This is a genomic window from Flavobacterium sp. GNP001, assembly GCF_054343775.1.
In genome coordinates this window covers 2,371,082-2,393,002 of record NZ_JBTGUX010000001.1, presented here as the reverse complement: position 1 = coordinate 2,393,002, position 21,921 = coordinate 2,371,082, and the positions used below count along the sequence as shown (strand labels likewise).

The 21,921-nt window shown below is 35.1% G+C and carries 22 protein-coding genes and 2 tRNA genes; 11 read left to right on the top strand and 13 right to left on the bottom strand.

Annotation, left to right across the window (positions count from 1 at the left end):
- The first annotated feature begins 662 nt into the window (after window positions 1–662).
- From ACXX8U_RS10215 to ACXX8U_RS10200, 4 genes are all read left to right on the top strand, one after another.
- Window positions 663–1,178, top strand: a complete 516-nt coding sequence (locus ACXX8U_RS10215; protein ID WP_458565755.1) for a cupin domain-containing protein — start codon at window positions 663–665, stop codon at window positions 1,176–1,178.
- Window positions 1,179–1,961: 783 nt separating this feature from the next.
- Window positions 1,962–4,268 (top strand): GH92 family glycosyl hydrolase, encoded by a 2,307-nt coding sequence (locus tag ACXX8U_RS10210; RefSeq protein WP_458565754.1) that lies wholly within the window; start codon window positions 1,962–1,964, stop codon window positions 4,266–4,268.
- 193 nt (window positions 4,269–4,461) lie between these two features.
- Window positions 4,462–5,313: an alpha/beta hydrolase gene (locus tag ACXX8U_RS10205; RefSeq protein WP_458565753.1), complete on the top strand. Its 852-nt coding sequence runs from the start codon at window positions 4,462–4,464 to the stop codon at window positions 5,311–5,313.
- Window positions 5,314–6,199: 886 nt separating this feature from the next.
- Complete coding sequence (locus ACXX8U_RS10200) at window positions 6,200–6,394, top strand: hypothetical protein (RefSeq protein ID WP_458565752.1); 195 nt, start codon at window positions 6,200–6,202, stop codon at window positions 6,392–6,394.
- 414 nt (window positions 6,395–6,808) lie between these two features.
- Here the strand turns inward: ACXX8U_RS10200 and ACXX8U_RS10195 are convergent, their stop codons facing one another.
- The 6 genes from ACXX8U_RS10195 to ACXX8U_RS10170 form a co-directional block, all read right to left on the bottom strand.
- A complete protein-coding gene (locus ACXX8U_RS10195; protein ID WP_458565751.1) occupies window positions 6,809–7,378 on the bottom strand; it encodes a hypothetical protein in 570 nt (189 codons plus the stop codon).
- Window positions 7,365–7,859 carry an RNA polymerase sigma factor gene (locus tag ACXX8U_RS10190; RefSeq protein WP_458565750.1) on the bottom strand — a complete coding sequence of 165 codons (495 nt, stop codon included), beginning with the start codon at window positions 7,857–7,859 and terminating at the stop codon, window positions 7,365–7,367. Before ACXX8U_RS10190 ends, ACXX8U_RS10195 begins: the two co-directional genes overlap by 14 nt.
- Before the next feature lies 1 nt (window position 7,860).
- A complete protein-coding gene (locus ACXX8U_RS10185) occupies window positions 7,861–8,697 on the bottom strand; it encodes an alpha/beta fold hydrolase (protein WP_458565749.1) in 837 nt (278 codons plus the stop codon).
- Window positions 8,698–9,218: 521 nt separating this feature from the next.
- A complete protein-coding gene (locus ACXX8U_RS10180) occupies window positions 9,219–9,470 on the bottom strand; it encodes a GIY-YIG nuclease family protein (protein WP_236362830.1) in 252 nt (83 codons plus the stop codon).
- Window positions 9,471–9,662: 192 nt separating this feature from the next.
- Window positions 9,663–9,735 (bottom strand) — tRNA-Met (locus tag ACXX8U_RS10175).
- A 226-nt stretch (window positions 9,736–9,961) separates the two neighbouring features.
- Window positions 9,962–10,034, bottom strand: a tRNA-Met gene (locus ACXX8U_RS10170).
- Between the two features lie 201 nt (window positions 10,035–10,235).
- On the opposite strand from ACXX8U_RS10170, the gene era reads away from it, so the two are divergent.
- The 7 genes from era (at window position 10,236) to ACXX8U_RS10135 (ending at window position 16,622) form a co-directional block, all read left to right on the top strand.
- Window positions 10,236–11,117, top strand: coding sequence for a GTPase Era (era, locus tag ACXX8U_RS10165; protein ID WP_144889172.1), 882 nt, complete (start codon window positions 10,236–10,238; stop codon window positions 11,115–11,117).
- A gap of 117 nt (window positions 11,118–11,234) precedes the next feature.
- The gene (locus ACXX8U_RS10160; RefSeq protein WP_458565748.1) at window positions 11,235–11,783 is read left to right on the top strand and encodes a hypothetical protein; all 549 of its coding nucleotides are present in this window, start codon (window positions 11,235–11,237) and stop codon (window positions 11,781–11,783) included.
- A 400-nt stretch (window positions 11,784–12,183) separates the two neighbouring features.
- Window positions 12,184–12,732, top strand: a complete 549-nt coding sequence (locus ACXX8U_RS10155; protein ID WP_458565747.1) for a DUF2975 domain-containing protein — start codon at window positions 12,184–12,186, stop codon at window positions 12,730–12,732.
- A gap of 3 nt (window positions 12,733–12,735) precedes the next feature.
- Window positions 12,736–12,945, top strand: a complete 210-nt coding sequence (locus ACXX8U_RS10150) for a helix-turn-helix domain-containing protein (protein WP_086453359.1) — start codon at window positions 12,736–12,738, stop codon at window positions 12,943–12,945.
- A 170-nt stretch (window positions 12,946–13,115) separates the two neighbouring features.
- Window positions 13,116–14,426: a ribosome biogenesis GTPase Der gene (gene der / locus ACXX8U_RS10145; RefSeq protein WP_086453366.1), complete on the top strand. Its 1,311-nt coding sequence runs from the start codon at window positions 13,116–13,118 to the stop codon at window positions 14,424–14,426.
- A gap of 311 nt (window positions 14,427–14,737) precedes the next feature.
- A complete protein-coding gene (locus tag ACXX8U_RS10140; protein ID WP_458565746.1) occupies window positions 14,738–15,685 on the top strand; it encodes an SDH family Clp fold serine proteinase in 948 nt (315 codons plus the stop codon).
- Window positions 15,686–15,845: 160 nt separating this feature from the next.
- Window positions 15,846–16,622 carry a toll/interleukin-1 receptor domain-containing protein gene (locus ACXX8U_RS10135; RefSeq protein WP_458565745.1) on the top strand — a complete coding sequence of 259 codons (777 nt, stop codon included), beginning with the start codon at window positions 15,846–15,848 and terminating at the stop codon, window positions 16,620–16,622.
- Between the two features lie 165 nt (window positions 16,623–16,787).
- Here the strand turns inward: ACXX8U_RS10135 and ACXX8U_RS10130 are convergent, their stop codons facing one another.
- The 7 genes from ACXX8U_RS10130 to ACXX8U_RS10100 all read right to left on the bottom strand — a co-directional run bounded on the left by ACXX8U_RS10130 (window position 16,788) and on the right by ACXX8U_RS10100 (window position 21,600).
- Window positions 16,788–17,534 (bottom strand): DUF2490 domain-containing protein, encoded by a 747-nt coding sequence (locus ACXX8U_RS10130; protein ID WP_458565744.1) that lies wholly within the window; start codon window positions 17,532–17,534, stop codon window positions 16,788–16,790.
- 130 nt (window positions 17,535–17,664) lie between these two features.
- Window positions 17,665–18,078 (bottom strand): RrF2 family transcriptional regulator, encoded by a 414-nt coding sequence (locus ACXX8U_RS10125; protein WP_458565743.1) that lies wholly within the window; start codon window positions 18,076–18,078, stop codon window positions 17,665–17,667.
- A gap of 102 nt (window positions 18,079–18,180) precedes the next feature.
- Complete coding sequence (locus ACXX8U_RS10120) at window positions 18,181–18,987, bottom strand: TPM domain-containing protein (RefSeq protein WP_458565742.1); 807 nt, start codon at window positions 18,985–18,987, stop codon at window positions 18,181–18,183.
- Window positions 18,987–19,424 carry a TPM domain-containing protein gene (locus ACXX8U_RS10115; protein ID WP_458565741.1) on the bottom strand — a complete coding sequence of 146 codons (438 nt, stop codon included), beginning with the start codon at window positions 19,422–19,424 and terminating at the stop codon, window positions 18,987–18,989. Before ACXX8U_RS10115 ends, ACXX8U_RS10120 begins: the two co-directional genes overlap by 1 nt.
- Before the next feature lie 82 nt (window positions 19,425–19,506).
- Entirely contained in the window at window positions 19,507–20,088 is a 582-nt protein-coding gene (locus tag ACXX8U_RS10110; RefSeq protein ID WP_458565740.1) for a LemA family protein, read from the bottom strand.
- A 55-nt stretch (window positions 20,089–20,143) separates the two neighbouring features.
- Window positions 20,144–20,476 carry a MerR family transcriptional regulator gene (locus ACXX8U_RS10105; RefSeq protein WP_306263506.1) on the bottom strand — a complete coding sequence of 111 codons (333 nt, stop codon included), beginning with the start codon at window positions 20,474–20,476 and terminating at the stop codon, window positions 20,144–20,146.
- Between the two features lie 146 nt (window positions 20,477–20,622).
- The gene (locus tag ACXX8U_RS10100; RefSeq protein WP_458565739.1) at window positions 20,623–21,600 is read right to left on the bottom strand and encodes a M23 family metallopeptidase; all 978 of its coding nucleotides are present in this window, start codon (window positions 21,598–21,600) and stop codon (window positions 20,623–20,625) included.
- Window positions 21,601–21,921 lie beyond the last annotated feature (321 nt).

Below are 21,921 nucleotides of genomic sequence, written 5' to 3'. Positions count from 1 at the left end.
TGGATAATGTTTTTTTGGCAGAAGAATTCCGAAAAATCTATATTTACCACAGTTATCTATTCGATTTTTAAATGATGCGAGTTACTTTGTAGTCGATAGAATACTGACTACTTATAAAAACACTAATGATGTTTTTAAGATTTGTGCCAAAAACATAATGGACCAATTATGGCGCTGTAATTTAAATGATACTCTGCCAATAGCTAAAGCCGTTACAATTCCGAAAACAGGACTTTAGCAGTATAAAGAATTAAAAGATAGTGCAGTAAATAATTATTTTCACCTTGACGGTTTATTTAGGAATAGGAAAAGGGAATAGGGTTATAGCTACAAGCAGGAATAACGGAATTGGCAGAACTGAGTAATGAAGCGGCTCAAAAGATGTGTCAAAAATTTACACTCAATTTAAGTTTATTTTTAACGCCTTTTCTGCGTAATTTTGCCGAAGTATATCAGTGTCGATAGGAAATTTACAAATAGTGAATGAATATTTCTGACTGCTTTAAAACAATAATTTGCTAATTTGGGATTAAAGATGCCTTTAGCAATTTTAGAAAACGCCGAAGCAACTGATATATTGGAGGCAGCTTATTTTTACAATGAGGTTTTTTGAAAAAAAATAAAGGAGGAACTGCCTCATTTTTAATTTAATTATTTAAAAAATGCAATTACAGTTATCAAAGGATTTAGATAAATCAGTTGTTTTTGATGAGATCAGAAATCAATTAGAAACGGCAAACTACACTATCGAAAATGAAGATCAAACTAGGCCTTGGGGTGGTTTTTTTGTGATTAATGAAGAGGTTACGAATGCTTTTGCGGCAAATTTTTTTCCTAATCTTGATTCAGAGTTAGAAGATGTTGCAGCAAAGCGTAGCCCAAAAATTTTGGTAGTAGCTCCGTCATGTAGACTTTCTTGGCAGTATCATTTCAGAAGGTCTGAAGTGTGGAAAGTAGTCAACGGACCTGTAGGTGTAAAAATAAGTGACACCGATGAAGAAGGAGATTTGAAAGTACTCGAAACGGGTGATTTTATCAAAATGAATACGGGAGAACGTCATCGATTGATAGGTTTGAATACTTGGGGTGTTGTAGCCGAAATTTGGCAGCATACTGATCCTGATCATCCTTCAGACGAAGAGGATATTGTCAGGTTGCAGGATGATTTTGGTAGATAATTTTCAGGATGATTCTTTTCAACAAAGGAAGCCAAATACAAAAAAAAAAGTAAAGTCTAAAAGGTTTATTGCAAATGCAATAGACCTTTTTTTATAGAATTTAGTCAGGGTATTTTAACGAATATTTTTAGGTATCGCAATCAAAGATTTGTTTTTTTGGTAGATAAACGCAGAAAAAGTATTTTTCTAAAATTTTATTTGGTTTATTGTAATCCGTTCATTTTTTTTAGACTTAAATAACTTTTATAGTCATTTGCTCGGTGAATTGAGTAATTCAATTGCTTTTTTGAATATCTACGTAATTATTCCTCCTTCGTTTATTTTTTTGGCTTGCTAACAATGAAATGTTTTTTACGTTCTATGGCTTTTTTAATGAATAATTTTTCAAAATTTTGATGTTCCTCAATCCAAATCTTATGAAGCCATTTTGAAAGAGAAATTTAGCAAAAAATATTTTTTAAACTAAAACGTATTAGTATTTTTGTGAATAAGGAATCTAATATCGCCTTTATTTTCTTTCAGTTTACCAAAATCCATGTTAAAAATTACTGTTTGGTGGGCCAACAGTCTAGATTAGTGAAATTGTATATAAGCAAACAACTTAAAAATAAATGTAACTACAATCATCTAAAGTTGGTTTTGCAGGAGCAGTTTGAACACAAACAACAGATTTAGATTTAGAAGGAAACTGTTTTATAGGTTATTTTCGAAAGCTTGGTAAAAGATATTTTTAGAAATTCCGAAGTCAGAAAAGGAATAATTAACGCAATTAATAATTAAGTTTTGAGTGTAAAAATAAATAGAATTCGGTTCGTGTTTTTGAGTCTGTTTTTCATAGTTTCAGGTAAAGCGCAAGAACTGATGGTTACAGAAGTTAGGCAAGCCGTTGATTGGGTGAACCCGCTAATTGGTACCGATTCAGATTACGGAATTTCGAATGGGAACACCTATCCCGCCATAGCAATGCCATGGGGAATGAACTTTTGGACACCACAAACGGGAAAAATGGGCGATGGTTGGGCATATACCTATAAAGCAAACCGCATTAAAGGTTTTAAGCAAACCCATCAACCTTCTCCGTGGATGAACGATTACGGTCAGTTTTCGATAATGCCTATCACCGGTGAGCTAAAATTTAAGGAAGAGGAACGCCAAAGTTGGTTTTCACATAAAGCAGAAACTGTAACACCATACTACTATAGTGTGTATTTGGCTGATCATAACGTTACAACCGAGATTACACCTACTGAAAGAGCCGCTCGTTTTCGGTTCACTTTTCCTGAAACCAATAAAGCTTACATAGTTATTGATGCCTTTGACAAAGGATCTTATGTGAAAATAATTCCTTCTGAAAGAAAAATTATTGGCTATACCACAAAAAACAGTGGTGGTGTGCCTCAAAATTTTAAAAATTATTTTGTGCTTGTTTTTGATAAAGATTTTGAGACAAACGCAACTTTTAATGGCGATGTTTTAGAAAATGCTTTAGAAATGCAAGCCAACCATGCCGGAGTAGTTGTCGGTTTTAAAACTAAAAATGGCGAAATAGTGAATGCTCAAGTAGCCTCTTCTTTTATTAGTTTTGAACAAGCGGAACTGAATTTAAATGAAATCGGTACCGATACTTTTGACCAACTAAAAGCCAAAGGAAAAGCCATTTGGAACAAAGAGCTAAACCGTATAAAAGTAGAAGGTGGAACGACTGACCAAATGGGAACTTTTTATTCCTCATTGTATCGCTCGCTTCTTTTTCCAAGAAAATTCTATGAGTTTGACAAAAACAAAAATGTAGTTCATTACAGCCCTTACAACGGTCAAGTACTACCTGGTTATATGTTTGTTGACACTGGGTTTTGGGATACTTTTAGGGCTTTATACCCATTTTTAAACTTGATGTATCCTGATCTGAATGCTAAGATGCAAGAAGGCTTATCGAATGCTTATAAAGAAAGCGGTTGGTTACCAGAATGGTCAAGTCCTGGTTTACGCGATATCATGGTGGGTAATAATTCGGCTTCTATTGTATCTGAGGCGTATTTAAAGAGCGGAAAAAATTCAAAATACGACATCGAAAATTTATACAAAGCTTTAATTCATGGCGCCAATAATGCAGGTCCTTTGAGAGCTGTAGGTAGAGCGGGAGTAGATTATTACAATACTTTGGGGTATGTGCCACAAGACGCAGTTGATGAAAGTGCAGCTCGAACTCTGGAATATGCTTACGATGATTTTGCGATTTATCAATTGGCGAAAGCCTTGAAAAAGCCAAAATCCGAAATCGATTTGTATAAAAAACGAAGTTTAAATTATAAAAATCTCTTTGATCCTTCTTATAATTTAATGCGACCAAAAAACAAGGATGGTAAATTTATTACGCCTTTTGATCCCTTTCTGTGGTTTAATGGTTTTACCGAAGGGAACAGCTGGCATTACTCGTGGTCCGTTTTTCATGATGTGCAAGGTTTGATGGATTTAATGGGCGGACAAAAAATATTTGTATCGCAGTTAGATAAAGTTTTTTCTGCTCCACCTGTTTTTGCAACGGGCAATTTTAAAGGAGGTGTAATCCATGAAATGAGAGAAATGCAAATTGCTAATATGGGACAATATGCTCACGGAAATCAACCCATTCAGCACATGATTTATTTGTACAATTACGCCAATGAGCCATGGAAAACGCAGTACTGGGCGCGTGAAACGATGAACAGAATGTATCACGCCACTCCCGATGGGTACTGTGGTGACGAGGATAATGGGCAAACCTCGGCTTGGTATGTTTTTTCGGCTCTCGGATTTTATCCTGTGACTCCAGCATCTGATCAATATGTTTTGGGGGCTCCATTGTTTAAAAAGGCAACTATTCAGCTAGAAAACGGTAAGACAATTCAAATTAATGCTCCAGCAAATACTGTTGATAATAGGTACATCCAATCATTGCAATTCAATGGTAAATCTTATTCTAAAAACTGGATCAGTCATTCTGAGTTAATGAAAGGTGCTACTTTAAAAATTGAAATGTCGGCTACACCTAATCTGAAAAGAGGTATTAAAAAAGAAGACGTTCCCTTTTCACTAACTAACGAAAACTAAAGGTAATTTTACTATTACAGTTGGGATCAATATTGGATTGTGGTTTCTATTTATTATTTTGTTTATAAAAAATGATCAGTGCAAACAATTCAAATTAGTCTTTAGATAAGTTGTAATAATAATCAAGATTTTTTAGGTAGTATTAAATTGCCAGGGTACACGTTTTACTTAATTTTAGAGCTACAAAATAAATATGCTACCTTACGACATGATTAAAAAACAAATTTTCGCAATCTTTTTCCTTTTTACAGTCTCCATTTTATGGGCTCAAAAAACAGAATACGCTACGGTTAGTAACGTTTCTTATTATGATATTACTAACTCAAAGACCGATGAGTACATAAAAGAGCGCTGCGTTTTGGATGTTTATTATCCAAAAAATAATAAAGGTTTCGCTTCGGTAATTTGGTTTCATGGTGGCGGACTTTCAGGCGGAAACAAAGAGCTCCCGGACGGACTAAAAGACAAAGGTTTTGCAGTGATTTCTGTTAATTATCGGTTGTCACCAAAGGTAAAAGTCGAAAAATGTATTGAAGATGCTGCTGCTGCGGTAGCATGGACGTTTCAAAATATCGAAAAGTACGGTGGAAATAAGTCGTTAATTTTTGTATCTGGACACTCCGCAGGTGGTTACTTGGCCCTGATGGTTGGTATGGATAAAAAATGGTTGCAGGCAAAAAATACCGATGCGAATACAATTGCAGGTTTAATTCCGTTAAGTCCGCAAGTAATTACTCATTATGAATTGCGTAAAGAACGCGGAATTCCAGACACCCAACCTGTCGTTGACGCATTTGCTCCCTTGTATCATGTGCGTGCTGATGCACCACCGTTATTACTCATTACGGGCGATAGAGAGCTAGAAATGTTAGGACGTTATGAAGAGAATGCTTATTTCATGCGAATGATGAAAGTTGTTGGTCATAAAGCTACAACGCTCTATGAAATTCAAGGTTTCGGGCATAATATGGTAGAGCCTGCTTTGCCATTATTGGTCAATCAAGTGAGGAAAATAACCGCTGAGAAATTGAAATTTTCAAAGTAATTTTTAGTATTTAAAAATAGTATTTTCAATTTTTAAAAATACCTCCGCTCTCTAAAGGTTGTCTTATCAAAAGCTATGCGAATGTCACTCCCAATCTGCACTAAGCATCATTAAATCTAATGTAACCGTAGATTCACGGATTAAATAATGAAATAATCTGCGAATTTGCGGTGAGAAAATATTTTAATTGGCACGAAGTCGGAGACATTCGCGAAGTAAGGTCTTTCGAATTACTCTTTTCAAAAGCTATGCGAACGTCTCTGACTTCGCATGCGGAAACTGAGTTAAATCTTAAATAACCGCAGATTCGCAGATTAAATTATATCATAATCTGCGAATTTGCGTTGAAAAAATATTTTAAATGGTGCGCAGTCGGAGACATTCGCGAAGTAATGCCTCTCAAATTGGTCTCTACAATCTGAGCCAATCTTCATTAAAACTAAGATAAACAAAAAAAGCTTCAGAGATTTCTCTAAAACTTTCCTAGTAGTGAGAATAGTACTCGAATCTGTGTCCATCGTGGTGGATATGAGCCCGACGCGCTGCCTACTCCTCTATCCCGCGTTGTTTCGGGTGCAACGGTAGTTATAAATTTGATAAATACAATTTTATTTTTCTAAAATCTCTGGTGATTATTTAAACTATTGTTAATAAAGCGGTTGTGTTTTTATTGAATGTCTTTTGGTAAAGAAAATCATATAACAATAAACTATTATTGTGTAACTACAATTAGTGAACTTGAAGCATCTTTGTAAAGCGCTATGCAAAAATTAAAAGTTAAGTTTTGGGAGCGTTTTTACTCAATAGACTATTTAATATTGGTGGTGAAAGACCACAAGTATAATTTCTATTTTGTTGATTTTACTAATTTGAAATAAATAAGATTATGAATTTAAAGAGAATTTTTGGAGGAATGTTAACTGTTCTTGGAATTGCAGGTTTAGTCTATACTGCCATTGTTTTCACCAATACATCAGGTGAAACAAAAGATATTAAGTCGTTAATTGTATATGGTGTTTTAGGATTTGTCTTTTTTTTGACCGGAATTGGTTTGGTAAAAAACACCAAGGATGAAGCTTAGCATTAATTTGACTTCTAAATTCTGGTATTTTAGACTTTACGGGCACGTTTCAAAATTTTAAAGTTTGATAGGCAATTACGGTGAGGGAATATTTTGTATTTCCTTGTTTTAGCTCCGCTCTCCAAAGATTGTCTTGTTAAAAGCTATGCGAACGTCTCCGACTTCGCATGCGGAGTTGAGCTTTAAAAAATCAAAGATAACCGCAGATTAAATATTATCATAATCTGCGAATTTGCGGTAAAAAAATATTTTAAATGGCGCGAAGTCGGAGACATTCGCGAAGCAAGGTCTTTCAAATTGGTCTCCACATTCTTAGCCAATCTTTATTATATCCAAGATAAACAAAAAAAGCTTCATATTTCTCTGAAGCTTTTCTAGTAGCGGTAAATGGTGAAATAGCTACCAATTTTTTTTTTACGAAATGTTTTTCAAGAAGTGTAAAAGTTTTATTTCCTTTTGAATGAATCTTATCATAAAAAATGCAAATAGAAATAAAAAAATATATCCGCTTAATAAAATGTAAAGGTAAAAGCCTCTTGAGAAAATATTTTTAAAGACAGGTAAAAGCAATGTAAATCCAGCAGTATACGTGAGGTAAATAATAGGAGTAAGGATGTAATGTATTTTTTTTCTCCAAGTATAAAACTGATGTGCTAGTTTACTGTATTCTATTAATGTGAGATCAGTATTTAAATTGGCTAGCTTTTTTACACTGATCCATTCTAAGGCTACGCGGCTCACAAGCATGACAATCATAATGCACAAGCCGATACTAAACTGTATGTTTCTGTAAGCACCTGACCAGATATAATAGGAGATTAATATTATAGAAGTCAAGCTCAAAATTACTTTGGTCCACAAATGACTACGTTTAATTTTTTTAGTATGTGACTCTGCTTTTTTTATAATTTCGGCCGCAGTTGGTTGTGATTCAGATGCTGTCTGCTGGTCCCAGATATTTTGTAATTCTTCAAATGTTTTCATTTTGTACACATTGAGTTAAACTTTTTTTGATTCTATGAATTTTAACACGAAGGGTTTCTTCGGTTATCCCGATTACTTCTGATATTTCCTGATATTCTAAACCGTCTAAAGTCATCAGGATGATCATCTTGTTCGTTTCTTCCAATTTTTGTATGCATTGATACATTTGTCTAAGCTGCTCATCTTTTTCGCTCGAATAAGTTTCTGCAACAATCTGAGGCAGAATATCGGTCCTAAATTCTTTCTTGGTAGATGATTTTCTCAAATAAAGAAGACAAGTGTTTACTGCAATTCTGTAAATCCAAGTGCTGATACTTGATTCATTTCTAAAAGTGTCTAATTTCTCCCAGACTTTGATGAAGATTTCCTGAGTTGCATCAGAGGCCAATGCTGTATCACCACAAAAATAACCTTTGCACAAACGAAACACTTTATTGTAATGCTTGTAATAAATCTCGTCGAATAGTTCTTTTTTAGCCACCTTATTTTAATTCAAGTTTTACTTTATTCATAAACCATTCTGGTTGATCGTACATAACAAAATGAGCGGAGTTTGCTGCATACTCCATTTTAACAGAAGGCAGGTTTTCATATTGGGCTTTATAGGTGTTTTGTACTGTGGTAAGATCTGGATTTGAAGCAGCTAAAATTACAACAGGAATTTTAATTTTAGACATTTCTTTGCGCAGGTCTAAATTAAGCATGTCAATATAACCGTGAACGTAAGTTTTTCTATCTACAAGGCGCATCCATTCATTGATTGTTTTTTGTTTTTCTTTGTTCATACACATAAAAGAAGTTGACTGCGAATTCATTCCGTCAAACGCTTTTTGGTCCATAGTCATCATCATTTTACTTTGCGGATTGTCGTATGGAATAATTTCTCCTTTGTAGTTAGGTATCATTAAAGCGGCAGTTGCGGGTAAAGCATCAACGATAATTAATTTTTTGAACAAATTAGTTTCCTGAGAGGCTAACCACAAACTTAAAGTACCTCCTAAACTATGACCAATTAATGTAGCATTCTTAAGTTTTTTTGTTTTTACATAGGAAATTACATGATCTTTGATGGTTGCCAACCAAGGAGTTTCAATCGGAGGGACATTCCCAAATCCCGCAAAAGTAAAAATATGGCATTCGTTATTTTTAGAAAGTTCCGCCACTGTTTCATTCCAAACTTCACCGGTACAACCAAAACCAGGAAATAATAAAACTGGAGCTCCTTTTCCTTTTACCTCTACTTTGAAGGCAGTTTGAGCAAAAACAGATTTTGAGACCAAAAGGAAAAATGCAATAATTAAAATAGATTTCGTTTTCATAAGATGTATTTTTTTAGAGTTTACCTTTTGATACAGTACTATATTAATTGTTACCTCAAAAAAGCATTTTTTTTAATTTTTTTTTTTTCGAGAATCAATTTTTGGGTTTAAGGTTCAGTAAATGATAGTGATTGAGGTTTTTTTAAAAGCAAAAAACACCAGCTTTTTCAAATGGTGTTTTCTCAATAGTTCCCGCTCTCTCAGAAAAGTATCTTTACAAAGCTGTGCGAATGTCTCCGACTTCGCACCCGCAATATGGATAAGCTTTATTAAATCTATGATAACCGCAGATTCACAGATTAAATAATATCATAATTTGCGAATTTGCGGTAAAAAAATATTTTAAATGGTGCGAAGTCGGAGACATTCGCGAGGTAAGGTAGTTCAATTTGGTCTCTACAATCTGAATAAAGCTAAGATAAACAAAAAAGCTTTAGATTTCTCTGAAGCTTTTCTAGTAGTCCGCCGTGGCGGAGATTCGAACCTGTGTCCGCCGCGGCGGATAAGAGCCCGACGAGTTTTTATTTTAGAATTAAGTTTTTAATAAACTCTCTTCCAATTCCTGACTTTAAATATTTTTCTCTTTTCATGGCTTCAGCTTTAGAAGAGAAAAATTCAACATAAATTACAGTCCAAGGTCTAAATTTCAAGGTGTGTCCTTTGGTGCCTAAAACGTTATGTGATTTGAATCGCTCAATGAGGTTCGATGTAAATCCAGTATAATTTTTATTGAATTTTTCAGAATATAAAATGTAAACTACAAATTCATCCATGATAGAAAGTTTTTAAAAACAAAAAAAAACATCAGCTTTCTCTGAATTTTTTTTGAGTCTGTCGTTGGAATGACTCGAACCTGTGTCCGCCGCGGCGGATATGAGCCCTCCTAATTAGTGTCTACAATCCGAGCCAATTTTTAAATCTAAGATAAACAAAAAAAGCTTCAGATTTCTCTGAAGCTTTTATAGTAGCGGGAACAGGACTCGAACCTGTGACCTTCGGGTTATGAGCCCGACGAGCTGCCTACTGCTCTATCCCGCGATGTGCGTTTGTACTTTCGATAAGATTATTTTCTTTGAACCTGTGTCCGCCGCGGCGGATATGAGCCCGACGAGCTGCCTACTGCTCTATCCCGCGATGTGCGTTTGTACTTTCAATAAGATTACTTTTTTTGAACCTGAGTCCGCCGCGGCGGATATGAGCCCGACGAGCTGCCTACTGCTCTATCCCGCGATGTGCGTTATGTAATCTCAATAAGGCTACTTAGTAGCGGGAACAGGACTCGAACCTGTGACCTTCGGGTTATGAGCCCGACGAGCTGCCTACTGCTCTATCCCGCGATATATTTTTAATCAATGTTTCAGAACCTGTGTCCGCCGTGGCGGATATGAAACCCTACGAAAGCTTTACTGCTCTATCCCACGTTGTTTCGGGTGCAAATGTACAACGAATTTCTGTATTTCCAATTAAATTTTTAAAAAATGTTTTATTTCATCTATTCACTTGATATGACTACCTTTGTGGCATAAATTATAGTAGAAATGTCACATAAAGCAGGTTTTGTAAACATCATCGGGAATCCAAATGTTGGTAAATCAACATTAATGAATGCCTTTGTTGGAGAGCGATTATCAATTATTACTTCAAAAGCACAAACAACTCGTCATAGAATTCTAGGAATTGTAAACGGTGAAGATTTTCAAATGATCTTATCGGATACGCCAGGAATCATTAAGCCAGCCTACGAAATGCAGGAATCGATGATGAACTTCGTGAAATCGGCTTTTGAAGATGCTGATGTGTTGATTTACATGGTCGAGATAGGGGAGCAGGAACTTAAGGATGAAGCATTTTTTAATAAAATTATCCACTCGAAAATTCCAGTTTTGCTATTACTTAACAAAATTGACAATTCGAACCAAGAACAATTAGAGCAACAAGTGGCTTTTTGGACAGAAAAAGTTCCGAATGCTGAAATATATCCAATATCAGCTTTGCAAAATTTTAATGTTCCTGAGGTTTTTCAAAGAATCATTACACTTTTGCCAGAGTCACCAGCCTATTACCCAAAAGATCAACTGACGGATAAGCCAGAGCGTTTTTTTGTGAATGAAACCATTCGTGAAAAAATCTTGCTGAATTACAGCAAAGAGATTCCGTACGCAGTTGAAATTGTTACCGAAGAATTTTTTGAAGACGACAATATCATTCGCATTCGTTCATTGATTATGGTGGAACGCGAAACTCAAAAAGGAATTGTGATAGGTCATAAAGGTGCCGCTTTAAAAAAGGTAGGAACAGAGGCCCGTGAAGATTTAGAGAAATTCTTTGGAAAACAAATTCACATTGAGCTTTACGTAAAAGTGAACAAAAACTGGAGAAGTAATGCGAATATGTTGAAGCGTTTTGGGTATAATCAATAGTTAGGAGTGAGAAGTGAATGGTGATTAGTGAATAGTGAAATGTGAATTGATTTTAGCTTTTTAGTATTCAGTTAAATACAATGTCTTAAAGGTATTTTCGAAAAGAATAGAACATTTATGAAACTTAAAATTCACTTGTTTACTTTACTAATTGGTCTTCTTTTTTTAGGGACTTATTTTCTTAGTGATTTTATTTCGAGATATTTATCGATATTTTACTTGATACCTCCTGCTTTCTTTGGTTTTTGTTCAATTAGTTTTTTCGTGTTGGCAATCTTAAAGAAAAATAGATTGGGGATTTTCATTGGAGTTGTAATATTTGGAATATTTTTAAGCTCTGAATTACTGAATTCTGAAATTTTAAAGAGCAAAAGAATATTAGAAGCAACTCTAATTGATGACCAAAGTGCTATGCGTTTGACGCTTAGAGATGACAAAAAATTTGAAATGGAATCCTCAAATTTATTAAGTGAGAAAATTTATAAAGGAAACTATCAGCTTATTGGTAACAAAATAATATTCAAGGATAAGCGCGATGATAACAATTTTATTCCTGATACAGTTTCAATTATAGGAGATAAAATAATAATTCGGTTTGATAAAAATGGTCAGCCAATTACAGACTTCGCAAGATACTTCGACATAAAAAAAAATGAAATAAAATAAATTAAGTTAATCAGCAACAATGGGTTCGCCCTTTAGGTTATTGGTAATTTAGCTTAGCTGCAAAATAAATCGTAGTTTAAAAACTCAAGCTTACCACAGCTGCAAAACATTGAAATCAGTACTAGAGTTAGTCTCTTGTACTGATTTTTTTTTTAGCCCAGAGCGAAAAGGAAACCCCGGAGCGAAAAAAGGATGGTGTTGCTGCGCGTGTAGAGCGACCAAAGGAAGCTCCTGCACGGGCTTTGCAACAGCTCCTTGAGGCGCGAGGAGTTGTATTGTAGCGCTGGAAAAGCTCCTGAAGATTTTAAAAGCGATAAATATATTTTGATAGATGATGTTTTTTTATTGTTTATCAATAAATATTGATATATTTGTACTTTAATTTTAAATACTTTGTATCATGTCTAGAAAAACCAATTTTGTTTTTAAAGTACTGCAGGTGGTATCTTGGATTATTTTTGTGGGGCTTTGCATCCAGGCGGGTGGCTTTATTTTTAACACTGTTTTTACGTTGCTGCTCAATCCTGCTGGGGCAAGTAAGTTTTGGACAGAGGTTGATTTGGAAGCTTTGTATTACTTCAACCAGTCGCATTATGTGACTTTGACTGTTTTATTGTGTATTGTTGCGGTGTTGAAAGCGGTCTTGTTTTGTACTATTGTACTTGTTTTTCACAATAAAAAAATTGATTTGGCACAGCCGTTTAATGATTCTCTGAAAAAATTTATCGATTTGGTGGCTAGTATTTCTTTTGGAATTGGGCTATTTTCTTTGTGGGGAGCAGGCTTTACAAAGAATTTGATTGCAGACGGAATACAAATGCCTAATGTTGCCGATTTAAGTTTTGGAGGTGGTGATGTGTGGTGGTTTACCAGTGTAATTTTATTGGTAATTGGGCAAATTATAAAAAAGGGAATCGAAATGCAGCAAGAAAACGAACTAACCATTTAAGTTATGGCAATAATTGTAAACCTAGATGTGATGATGGCCAAGCGCAAGATGTCATTGAACGAGCTTTCGGAGAAGGTAGATTTAACCTTGTCAAATTTATCAATATTAAAAACAGGAAAGGCTAAGGCGGTTCGGTTTAGTACGTTGGAAGCAATTTGTAAAGCCTTAGATTGCCAGCCGGGCGATATTTTAGAATATTCGAAGAACGAATAAATACAAAGGGCAGTGGTGTCGTTGTGAGTTTTGTTTTGAAGATGAGTCGGTTAGGTTTTGCTAATGTGGCTAATATTCGAAAAAAATTGATAATCACGCTTTTAAACACTACCTTTGCCACCCGAAACGGAAAAATAAGGTTTCGGAAAAACGAATTTTCAAATTATATTATGAATAACATTGTTGCGATAGTAGGAAGACCTAATGTGGGGAAATCGACCCTTTTTAATAGGCTGATACAAAGAAGAGAAGCTATTGTAGATTCAGTATCTGGGGTGACCCGCGATAGAAACTATGGTAAAAGCGAGTGGAACGGAAAAGAATTTTCTGTAATTGATACCGGAGGATACATAAAAGGTTCTGATGACGTGTTTGAGGGCGAGATCCGCAAGCAAGTAGAACTGGCTATTGATGAGGCCGATGTAATCATTTTTGTGGTTGATGTTGAGGAAGGCATTACGCCTATGGACGATGTTGTAGCGCGCTTGTTGCGTAAAGTGACTAAGCCCGTTTTGCTAGCGGTAAACAAGGTAGACAACGCCATGCGTGAGAAAGATGCCTTGGAGTTTTACAACTTAGGTTTAGGAGATTATTTTACATTTGCGAGTATATCAGGTAGTGGAACAGGAGATTTATTAGATGCTTTAATTGATGCTTTCCCGGTAAAACCAGAACCTGTTCAAGAGGAAGTGGTATTGCCACGTTTTGCAGTAGTTGGGCGACCAAATGCGGGTAAATCAAGTTTTATCAATGCCTTGATTGGTAAAGAACGTTTTATGGTAACAGACATTGCGGGTACTACGCGTGATGCTATTGATACGAAGTTTGACCGTTTTGGTTTTGAATTTAACTTGGTAGATACGGCGGGAATTCGTCGAAAGGCTAAGGTAAAAGAGGATTTAGAATTTTACTCGGTAATGCGTTCTGTACGTGCTATTGAACACGCTGATATTTGTATCCTTGTTATTGACGCTACCCGTGGATTTGAAGGACAAGACCAAAGTATTTTTTGGTTGGCCGAAAAAAACCGCAAAGGTGTTGTAATCTTGGTAAACAAATGGGATTTGGTTGAAAAAGATACCATGTCAACCCGCGATTACGAAGAGAAAATCAAAAAAGAATTAATGCCGTTTACAGATGTGCCAATTCTTTTTGTTTCGGCTTTGACCAAACAGCGTTTGCTAAAAGCATTAGAAGCTACGGTAAAAGTATACGAAAACAGACAGCAGCGTATTGCGACTTCTAAATTTAACGAATTCATGCTTAAGGTAATTGAGGCCTATCCGCCACCAGCTACCAAAGGAAAATATGTAAAAATTAAATATTGCATGCAGTTGCCTACACAAACGCCTCAGTTTGTATTTTTTGCCAACATGCCACAATATGTTAAGGAACCGTACAAACGTTACCTTGAAAATAAAATTAGAGAAAATTGGGATTTTTCAGGAGTGCCAATCGATATTTATATTAGAGAGAAATAAAACTAGAAAACCACTTTGTAACGAAGTGGTTTTTTTGTTAATACAAATGTCCAAAGTCCAAGATTTGATTCTTGGGCTTTTTTTGTAGTATTTGTTTCCTATTAACGGATTTATTAACCGTTTGTAGATTTTTTGTTTTTACTGTAATTGTTGTAGTTATATTCGTAGAAATAAGAGCTAATGTAATGGCATGAAACTATCTATATTAGGATAGATTGAATTTGTTTGATAGTGAATATTTATTATTGGCCAGTAATCCTATAAAAAAACGAAAGAATTCGAAACGAAAATAATCATAAAATTAACTAATAATGGCAAAAGAAGAATCTAAAACTGAAGTAGAAAAAGTAGAAGAAACTAAAACCGAAATAAATAAGTTTGATGTGTTACGATTATTATTCAGTGCTTACGGTGAAGATGGTAATGAAAAATTAATTGCAAAGTTTCAGGAAAACTTTAAGTTACTATTAAATCAAGAAATTAAGAAATTAAATATATCAAGTAAGTACAACGTTGTGATTTTATATGATGATAGTACAATGCTTAAAAGTGACGCCGATAAAATCTATAGTGCAGTTACAACTTTTGACAAAAAGAAACCAGTATTAATGGTTTTATTGTCCGGTGGAGGAGTTCCTGGTTCGGCATATTTAATTGGTAAATTATGTCGGGAATATTCAAATAATAAATTTGTTATTGCTGTTCCAAGATATGCAAAATCAGCAGCAACACTTTTGTGTTGTGCTGCTAATGAAATTCATATGGGAAGTTTAAGTGAACTTGGACCAATTGACCCTCAAATAAATAATTTACCAACTCTTGGGCTAAAAAATTCAATTGAGCATATTGCTCAATTAGTTTCTGAAAACCCAAAATCATCGGAAATGTTTGCTAAATATTTAAGTATGTCAATTGAACCAGTTCAAATTGGCTATTATGAAAGAGTTGCAGAGTCGGCTATGCAGTATGCTGTAAACTTATTAAATACTCACAAGGAAAATCTTCCAAGAAATGCAGAAATAATTGCAAACGAATTAGTGTACAAATATAAAGACCACGGATTTGTAATTGACAAAACAGAAGCAATAAATATTTTGGGAACAGAAATAATAAAACATAATACAGATGAATACGAACTAGGAAATATGGTTTATGAATTTTTGGAATACTATTCTAAAATGGCAAGTTATACAAATCATAATTTTTATTTTATTGGCGGAGTAAATTCAGAACCAACTTTAACAAAAAGAAGAAAATAACTGATACCAACACACGCACCAAACAAGCTAGATATTTGGATTAATTTGAAGATGGTTTTGTATTTGGAAATTTAGCAAATCCTAAAAATGGGCTTAATTTAATACCAAACCCGCAGTGGTGCCAGAGCGCTAGCCGCAATTTTAACCAAAAAAACAGAAAATGATATTTATAAGTCACAATCATACGGACAAAATAATAATAGAACCAATTGCCTTAAAACTCGCAGATATTTTCGGAAAAGAAAATGTTTTTTATGACTCTTGGTCAATGCAACCAGGAGACGGACTTATTGATAAGATGAATGATGGATTAGAAAAGTGCACTCATTTTTTTTTCTTTGTTTCTAAAAACAGTATTGGCAGCAATATGGTGAAAATGGAATGGCAGAACGCCGTTTATAAAGCATCTAAAGGAAAATGTAAGGTTATACCTGTAAGACTTGATGCTACATCAATGCCTTCCATTCTGTCTCAAAGTCTGTATATAGACTTATATTCTAACGGGATTGATACTTCAGTTGGACAAATGGTAAATGTCATTCAAGGAAATTCAACTTTTAGTGTAAACACAAATACGTTCTCAAATCTTTCATTTAAAATAGAAAGTCAAACCGAAACAAAAATTACAATCAAAATCTTTGCAAGCCATTACCTTGAACCAATATCAAGTTTTCTAATTTTAGTGAAAAATAACGAAAATGAATTAAACTTTTCTTTACCGACAGAGGGTATGTTCAATGGTGGGTTTAATAATGATGTGAAACTTAATAATGGTAATGTAGTTAATGCTGAAGCAATGAAAGCTGCAAGAGGAATTACTCCTACAATGCCACTTACTATAGAAATTAGTAAGGAAAAAGAAGTTGACTTTAAATTTATTGGTATATTACATCAAACCTCAGAAGAAAATTATTCTGCAATACCTCAGAGACCATAAAAAAAACTCTGCCTGACAGCCACTACAAAGGATTTGGGCATTTGGCTTAATAGAAAAATAGGTTTTATATTTGGAATATTTAGTAAATGCGAAAATAAGGCTTAATTTAGTTCCAAATCTGCTATATCACGAGAACAATAATCCCGAAGAAATTCGGGATTTTTTTTAGGATTTGTTTTTCCAATTCAAACGATGAAAAACACTCAATCGGATAATATCACGATCAAAAAAGTCAACACCGCTTGGTCGTCTTTGATAACTGTTGAGGTAGCCTAACTCATACGAAAAATGGTTGCTGGCTTGAAAATGTAAAGCTGCGTAAATTCTGTTTTGGTCAAAGGTATTTTTACGATTAGATTTGCCGGCATTGAACATGATTTCATCAGAGAGAATGGCTTTTATAGCTTGGTTTTCTTTTTTCCAAAAGGTATAATCTCCCTGCAGACGGTATCTAAAACGCCATGAAAAAGTACTTCCGGGTAGCAATCCTGAGGAATTCGCGTTCTGAATAAAACGTTCTTCCACTTGAAAACGCTGATTGATTACTGTTTTTTTGCCGCTGATTCTCCAAGTCAAATCTTGTTGGCCGCGGTATTCAGGAATTCTAAAGTCGGGATTGATTTCAGGTATTTGCGTAGTAACCGAAAAATGAGCAAATCCAGCACCTGTTTCCAGATGGCTGTTTATTCTGTAACGTCCTTGCACACGCAACACATAAACGTTTTGCTGAATGGGTTTTGTGAAAACTCTATTGTCAATTTCAGAATGCAAAGACCATTTTTCACTCAACAGCAATTGGTTGTAATAGCGCGTCCAAACAATACTTTGATGGTCTACTTTTTTTACGGTTTGTGCATTTGACGTAGCAGAGCAAATAAGGAGTAGCAGGAATAATTTTTTAAATTTAATCATCAAAAAAATATAGATAACAAGTGAGGAAATACAGGACCAATTCTCTTTTTGCTAGAGTAGTTGGAATAGCTATTAAAAATGCAAATATATATAAATTCTATAAAACTAGTCGAGTTTATAAAATATTTTTTTAACGATGTATTAACGAAGCAATAGTGATGCCTTGCATCGCTTTGAGTGTTTCCTCACGAATGACAATTAGCCCGTGACGTAAGGCGCATGTAGCTTCATCAGTACAATCAGAACAGCGTTCGTAAAAATTTAAAGAGGCGCAGGGTAGTAAAGCGATTGCACCATCAAAAAGCCGATGAATATCAGCTAAGGTGATTTCGTTTTTAGATTTTAAAAGGTAATAGCCACCAAGTTTTCCTTGTTTGCTGCCTACAAAATGCCCGCGTTTGAGGTCAAGGAGTATTTGCTCCAAGAACTTTTTCGGAATCGAAGCTGCGTCAGCAATTTCAAGAGTTCGAGACACGTGTGTCTCCTCTTGTTGTGCTAAATACAAAAGTGCTTTTAAAGCATATTTGGCTTTTTGTGAAAGCATGAAAATCTAATTTTAAATAAACACTCTTATTTATGCAAGGCATAAAATAAGAGTGTTTTAATTATAAAGGGAATTATTTTAATCTTAAAAATGCTGTAGCGTTTACCAACCTCCGCTAGATCCTCCGCCAGAGAAACCGCCTCCGCCAAAACCTCCACCGAAGCCGCCGCCTCCAAAGCCTCCGCCTGAAGAACCACCAAATCCACCTCCGCCACCACGGCCTAGGTTGCTTAAAATGATCACATCGAGTAGGGAAGAGCCAATGCCTCCGCCACCGTTGTTGCCATTATTGCGATTGCCTTTATTACGCGATGCTATGACTAGTAAAACAATCACGATTACAATGATGGGCCCAACAGGAAAGCCTTTGCCCGATTTTTTTTCAACGCGTTTGCCTTTGTATTTTCCTTTAAAAACGTCAATTAAGGCATCCGTTCCTTTATCTAAACCGTTGTAAAAACTTCCGGCTTTAAATTCGGGAACAATAATATTTCGAATAATTTCACCACCTAAACCAGCAGTTAATCGGTCCTCTAATCCATATCCTGGATTTATAGCAATTCGTTTTTCGGCTTTAGCCAAAAGAACAATTACGCCATTATCATCTTGTGCTGAGCCACCTATTCCCCAAGTTTGTGCCCACTTGGTAGCGAGTAAGCTCACATCTTCACCCTTTAAACTTTCAATGATAATGACAACAATTTGCGTAGTGGTCGAATCAGAATATCGGATGAGTTTTTGCTCTAATTGTGCTTTTTCGGTGCTGCTCAAAACATTAGCATAATCGTATACGGATGTTTGGAAATCTGGTTTAGCCGGAATAGTAAATTGAGCATTTGCTGCAAAACATATTAGTAAGAAACTAATAAAACAAAGTGTGGTTAAGATATTTTTTGGATATAGCTTCATTATCCTTTTGAGATTTCGTTTGATAATTCGTTTGTATCGCCTTCTTGCCAAGGAAAGTAGCGTTGTAATTGTTCGCCAGCGCGGTGAATGCCATCAATTAAGCCTTGTTTGAAATCGCCTTTTTTGAAATGTGCCACCATGATGTCACGCGTACAGTCCCAAAAATCATCTGGAACCACTTCGTTGATGCCTTGATCGCCACAAATAACAAAATTGCGATCTTCTACTGCCAAATAAATCAATACGCCGTTTTTCAATTCGGTTGCATCCATTTTCAACTCATGAAAAACTTCCATAGCGCGGTCGTATGGATCTTGATCAGTAGTTTTTTCAATATGAACTCGAATTTCTCCTGAGGTATTTTTTTCAGCACTGCAAATGGCTGCTACTACTTCTTGCTCTTCGGCACTGCTCAACAAATCTTCTACTTTTGACATAAGAAAGGGATTGAATTACAAATAACGATTTTTAACTGCAAGATTGCAATCAAAAATCGTTATTCAAAATTAAAAATAGGATTTAGAATTTTACTTCAACAGGTTTTTCAGCACCTGCAACAGCTTTAAAGGCAGCTTTCTCTTTATAGTCAGATAGAAACAATTTTCTAGGATTTTTCAAGACATAATTATTGTATACTTCCACTGATTCGTTGAAACGAGTTCTAGCTGTTAAAATTTGATTTTCTGTACTAGCCAATTCATCTTGCAATTTCATGAAGTTAGAATTTGCTTTCAATTCAGGGTAGCGTTCTACAGAAACTAATAATCTAGATAATGAGCTGCTCACACCGCTTTGCGCTGAGTTAAAAGCTGCTAATTGTTCTGGGCTCACGTTAGCTGGGTCAATTGTTACAGAAGTAGCTTTGGCACGAGCTTCAATAACAGCTGTTAGGGTTTCTTTTTCAAAATCAGCGGCGCCTTTTACTGTATTTACCAAGTTGCCAATTAAATCATTTCGTCTTTGGTACGAAGTCTCCACGTTACCCCATTCTTTTTTAACTGCTTGATCAACTACAACAGCTCCGTTAGTTACATTGATGTAGTATAAAATGACAGCTACAACTAATCCTCCAATGATAATCCAAGGCAAAAATCTTCTCATGTTTGTTTAATTTAATGTTTATTTGTTTTAATTGTTTGGTGCTCCTAGCGTTACGCTAAAGTTCGTTTTTAATATTAGTTAATTGATTTCTAATTGCTTCTAGTTTTTTAATGATTTCGAATTTATCTAAGGTTTTCTTTTGACCTTCTTTTAGATGAATCTTCGCTCCTTCAAGTGTAAAACCTCTTTCTTTTACCAAATGATAAATCAATTGCAAATTGGTAATATCCTCAGGCGTAAACATTCTATTGCCCTTTGCATTTTTCTTGGGTTTTAAAATATCAAATTCACTGTCCCAAAACCGAATGAGCGATGCATTTACATCAAATGCTTTGGCCACTTCGCCAATGCTGTAATATCTTTTTCCCTCTTGTAAATCTATGTGCATTTTGGTTATCAGTTTTAAGTGCCTAGGTACTTAATTTTTTAATTTTTGCTTATTCTCTAAAACTTGTCTATTCATTATCTAATCACCAAGGACTAACCACTAAGGACCAATCACTAAGGACTACTCACTAAGGACTAAATCAGACTTTAATCCAACGACTGATTCTCTTGATTCGCTAACTGCGCAATAACCACATATTCAACCGCCGAAATATTTCCGTAATAAAAATTAAGCGGGTTCACTACTTTATTATCCTTATGAACTTCGTAATGCAAATGTGGCGCCTCTGAACGTCCTGTGCTGCCAACATACCCAATAATATCGCCTCTTTTTACGCGTTTTCCAGCTCTAGTGTTGTATTTGCTCAAATGTGCGTATAAAGTTTCATATCCAAATCCGTGCCGAATTACAATATGATTGCCGTAACCCGAGGCAGTATTATCTGCTTTTGCCACAACTCCATCGCCAGTAGCATAAATGGGAGTGCCTGATTTTGCTGTAAAATCCATTCCTTCATGCATTTTTCGCGCTTTCGTAAAAGGATCTGTTCGGTACCCAAAACCAGATGCCATGTGTTTTAAATTCTCGTTTCGCACCGGTTGAATGGCAGGAATGGCTGACAAAAAATCACTTTTCGCATCGGCAAGCTTCAAAATGACATCCAAAGATTTTGATTGTATGGCAAGTTGTTTACTCAAAACATCTACTTTTTTGGTAGTTGATTTTACCAACTCTGAATTGTCAAATCCGGCAAGTAATTGGTAACGATTAGCATCCTTAAAACCCGCTTTCCTGATCGAATCTGGAATCGAAGCTTTGTTAAAATACACGCGGTACAAATTATTATCTCTGTCCTCAATTGCGGCAACAACATCGCTCATCTCATCCAAGCGTTCGTTTAAAATCGCATAATTTAGTTTTAAATTTTCAATTTCACGAGCTTGCAAACGGTCTTTTGGCGTTTCAAAATAAGGAGTGTTCAATAATACAACAAAACTCAAAAAACCAAACAAAGCTGCAGCAACTACAAAAAGCAATGCAACACCTATTTTTTGCCTTTTTTTAGTTTTTATTTTTCTATAGGCTAGATTTTCAGAATCGTAATAATATTTTACTTTCGACATATTTTAAAATACCCTATTTTTGCGCTTTGTAAAGGGTTAGTCGAACAAATTTAAGAAATGTTTCATTCGATACCGCCTTTTTTCAGGAATTAATAATACAATGTGCCCAATCCAGCTATCCGCTGCAAGGTTGTTTCATGAAATTGTTTTTTCTATTGCCCTTGCAGGAGCTTCCGTTGGTCGCTCTGCTAGTTCAAGAAAAAATAAATTTCATTTCACAACGCTTTTCGCTACTATCTGGGGCAAAAGGAACAAAAAGATTTAATGATTAAAAAATTGAAAAATTCAATTCTAAATAATCTTTAAATTGTTAATTCTTTA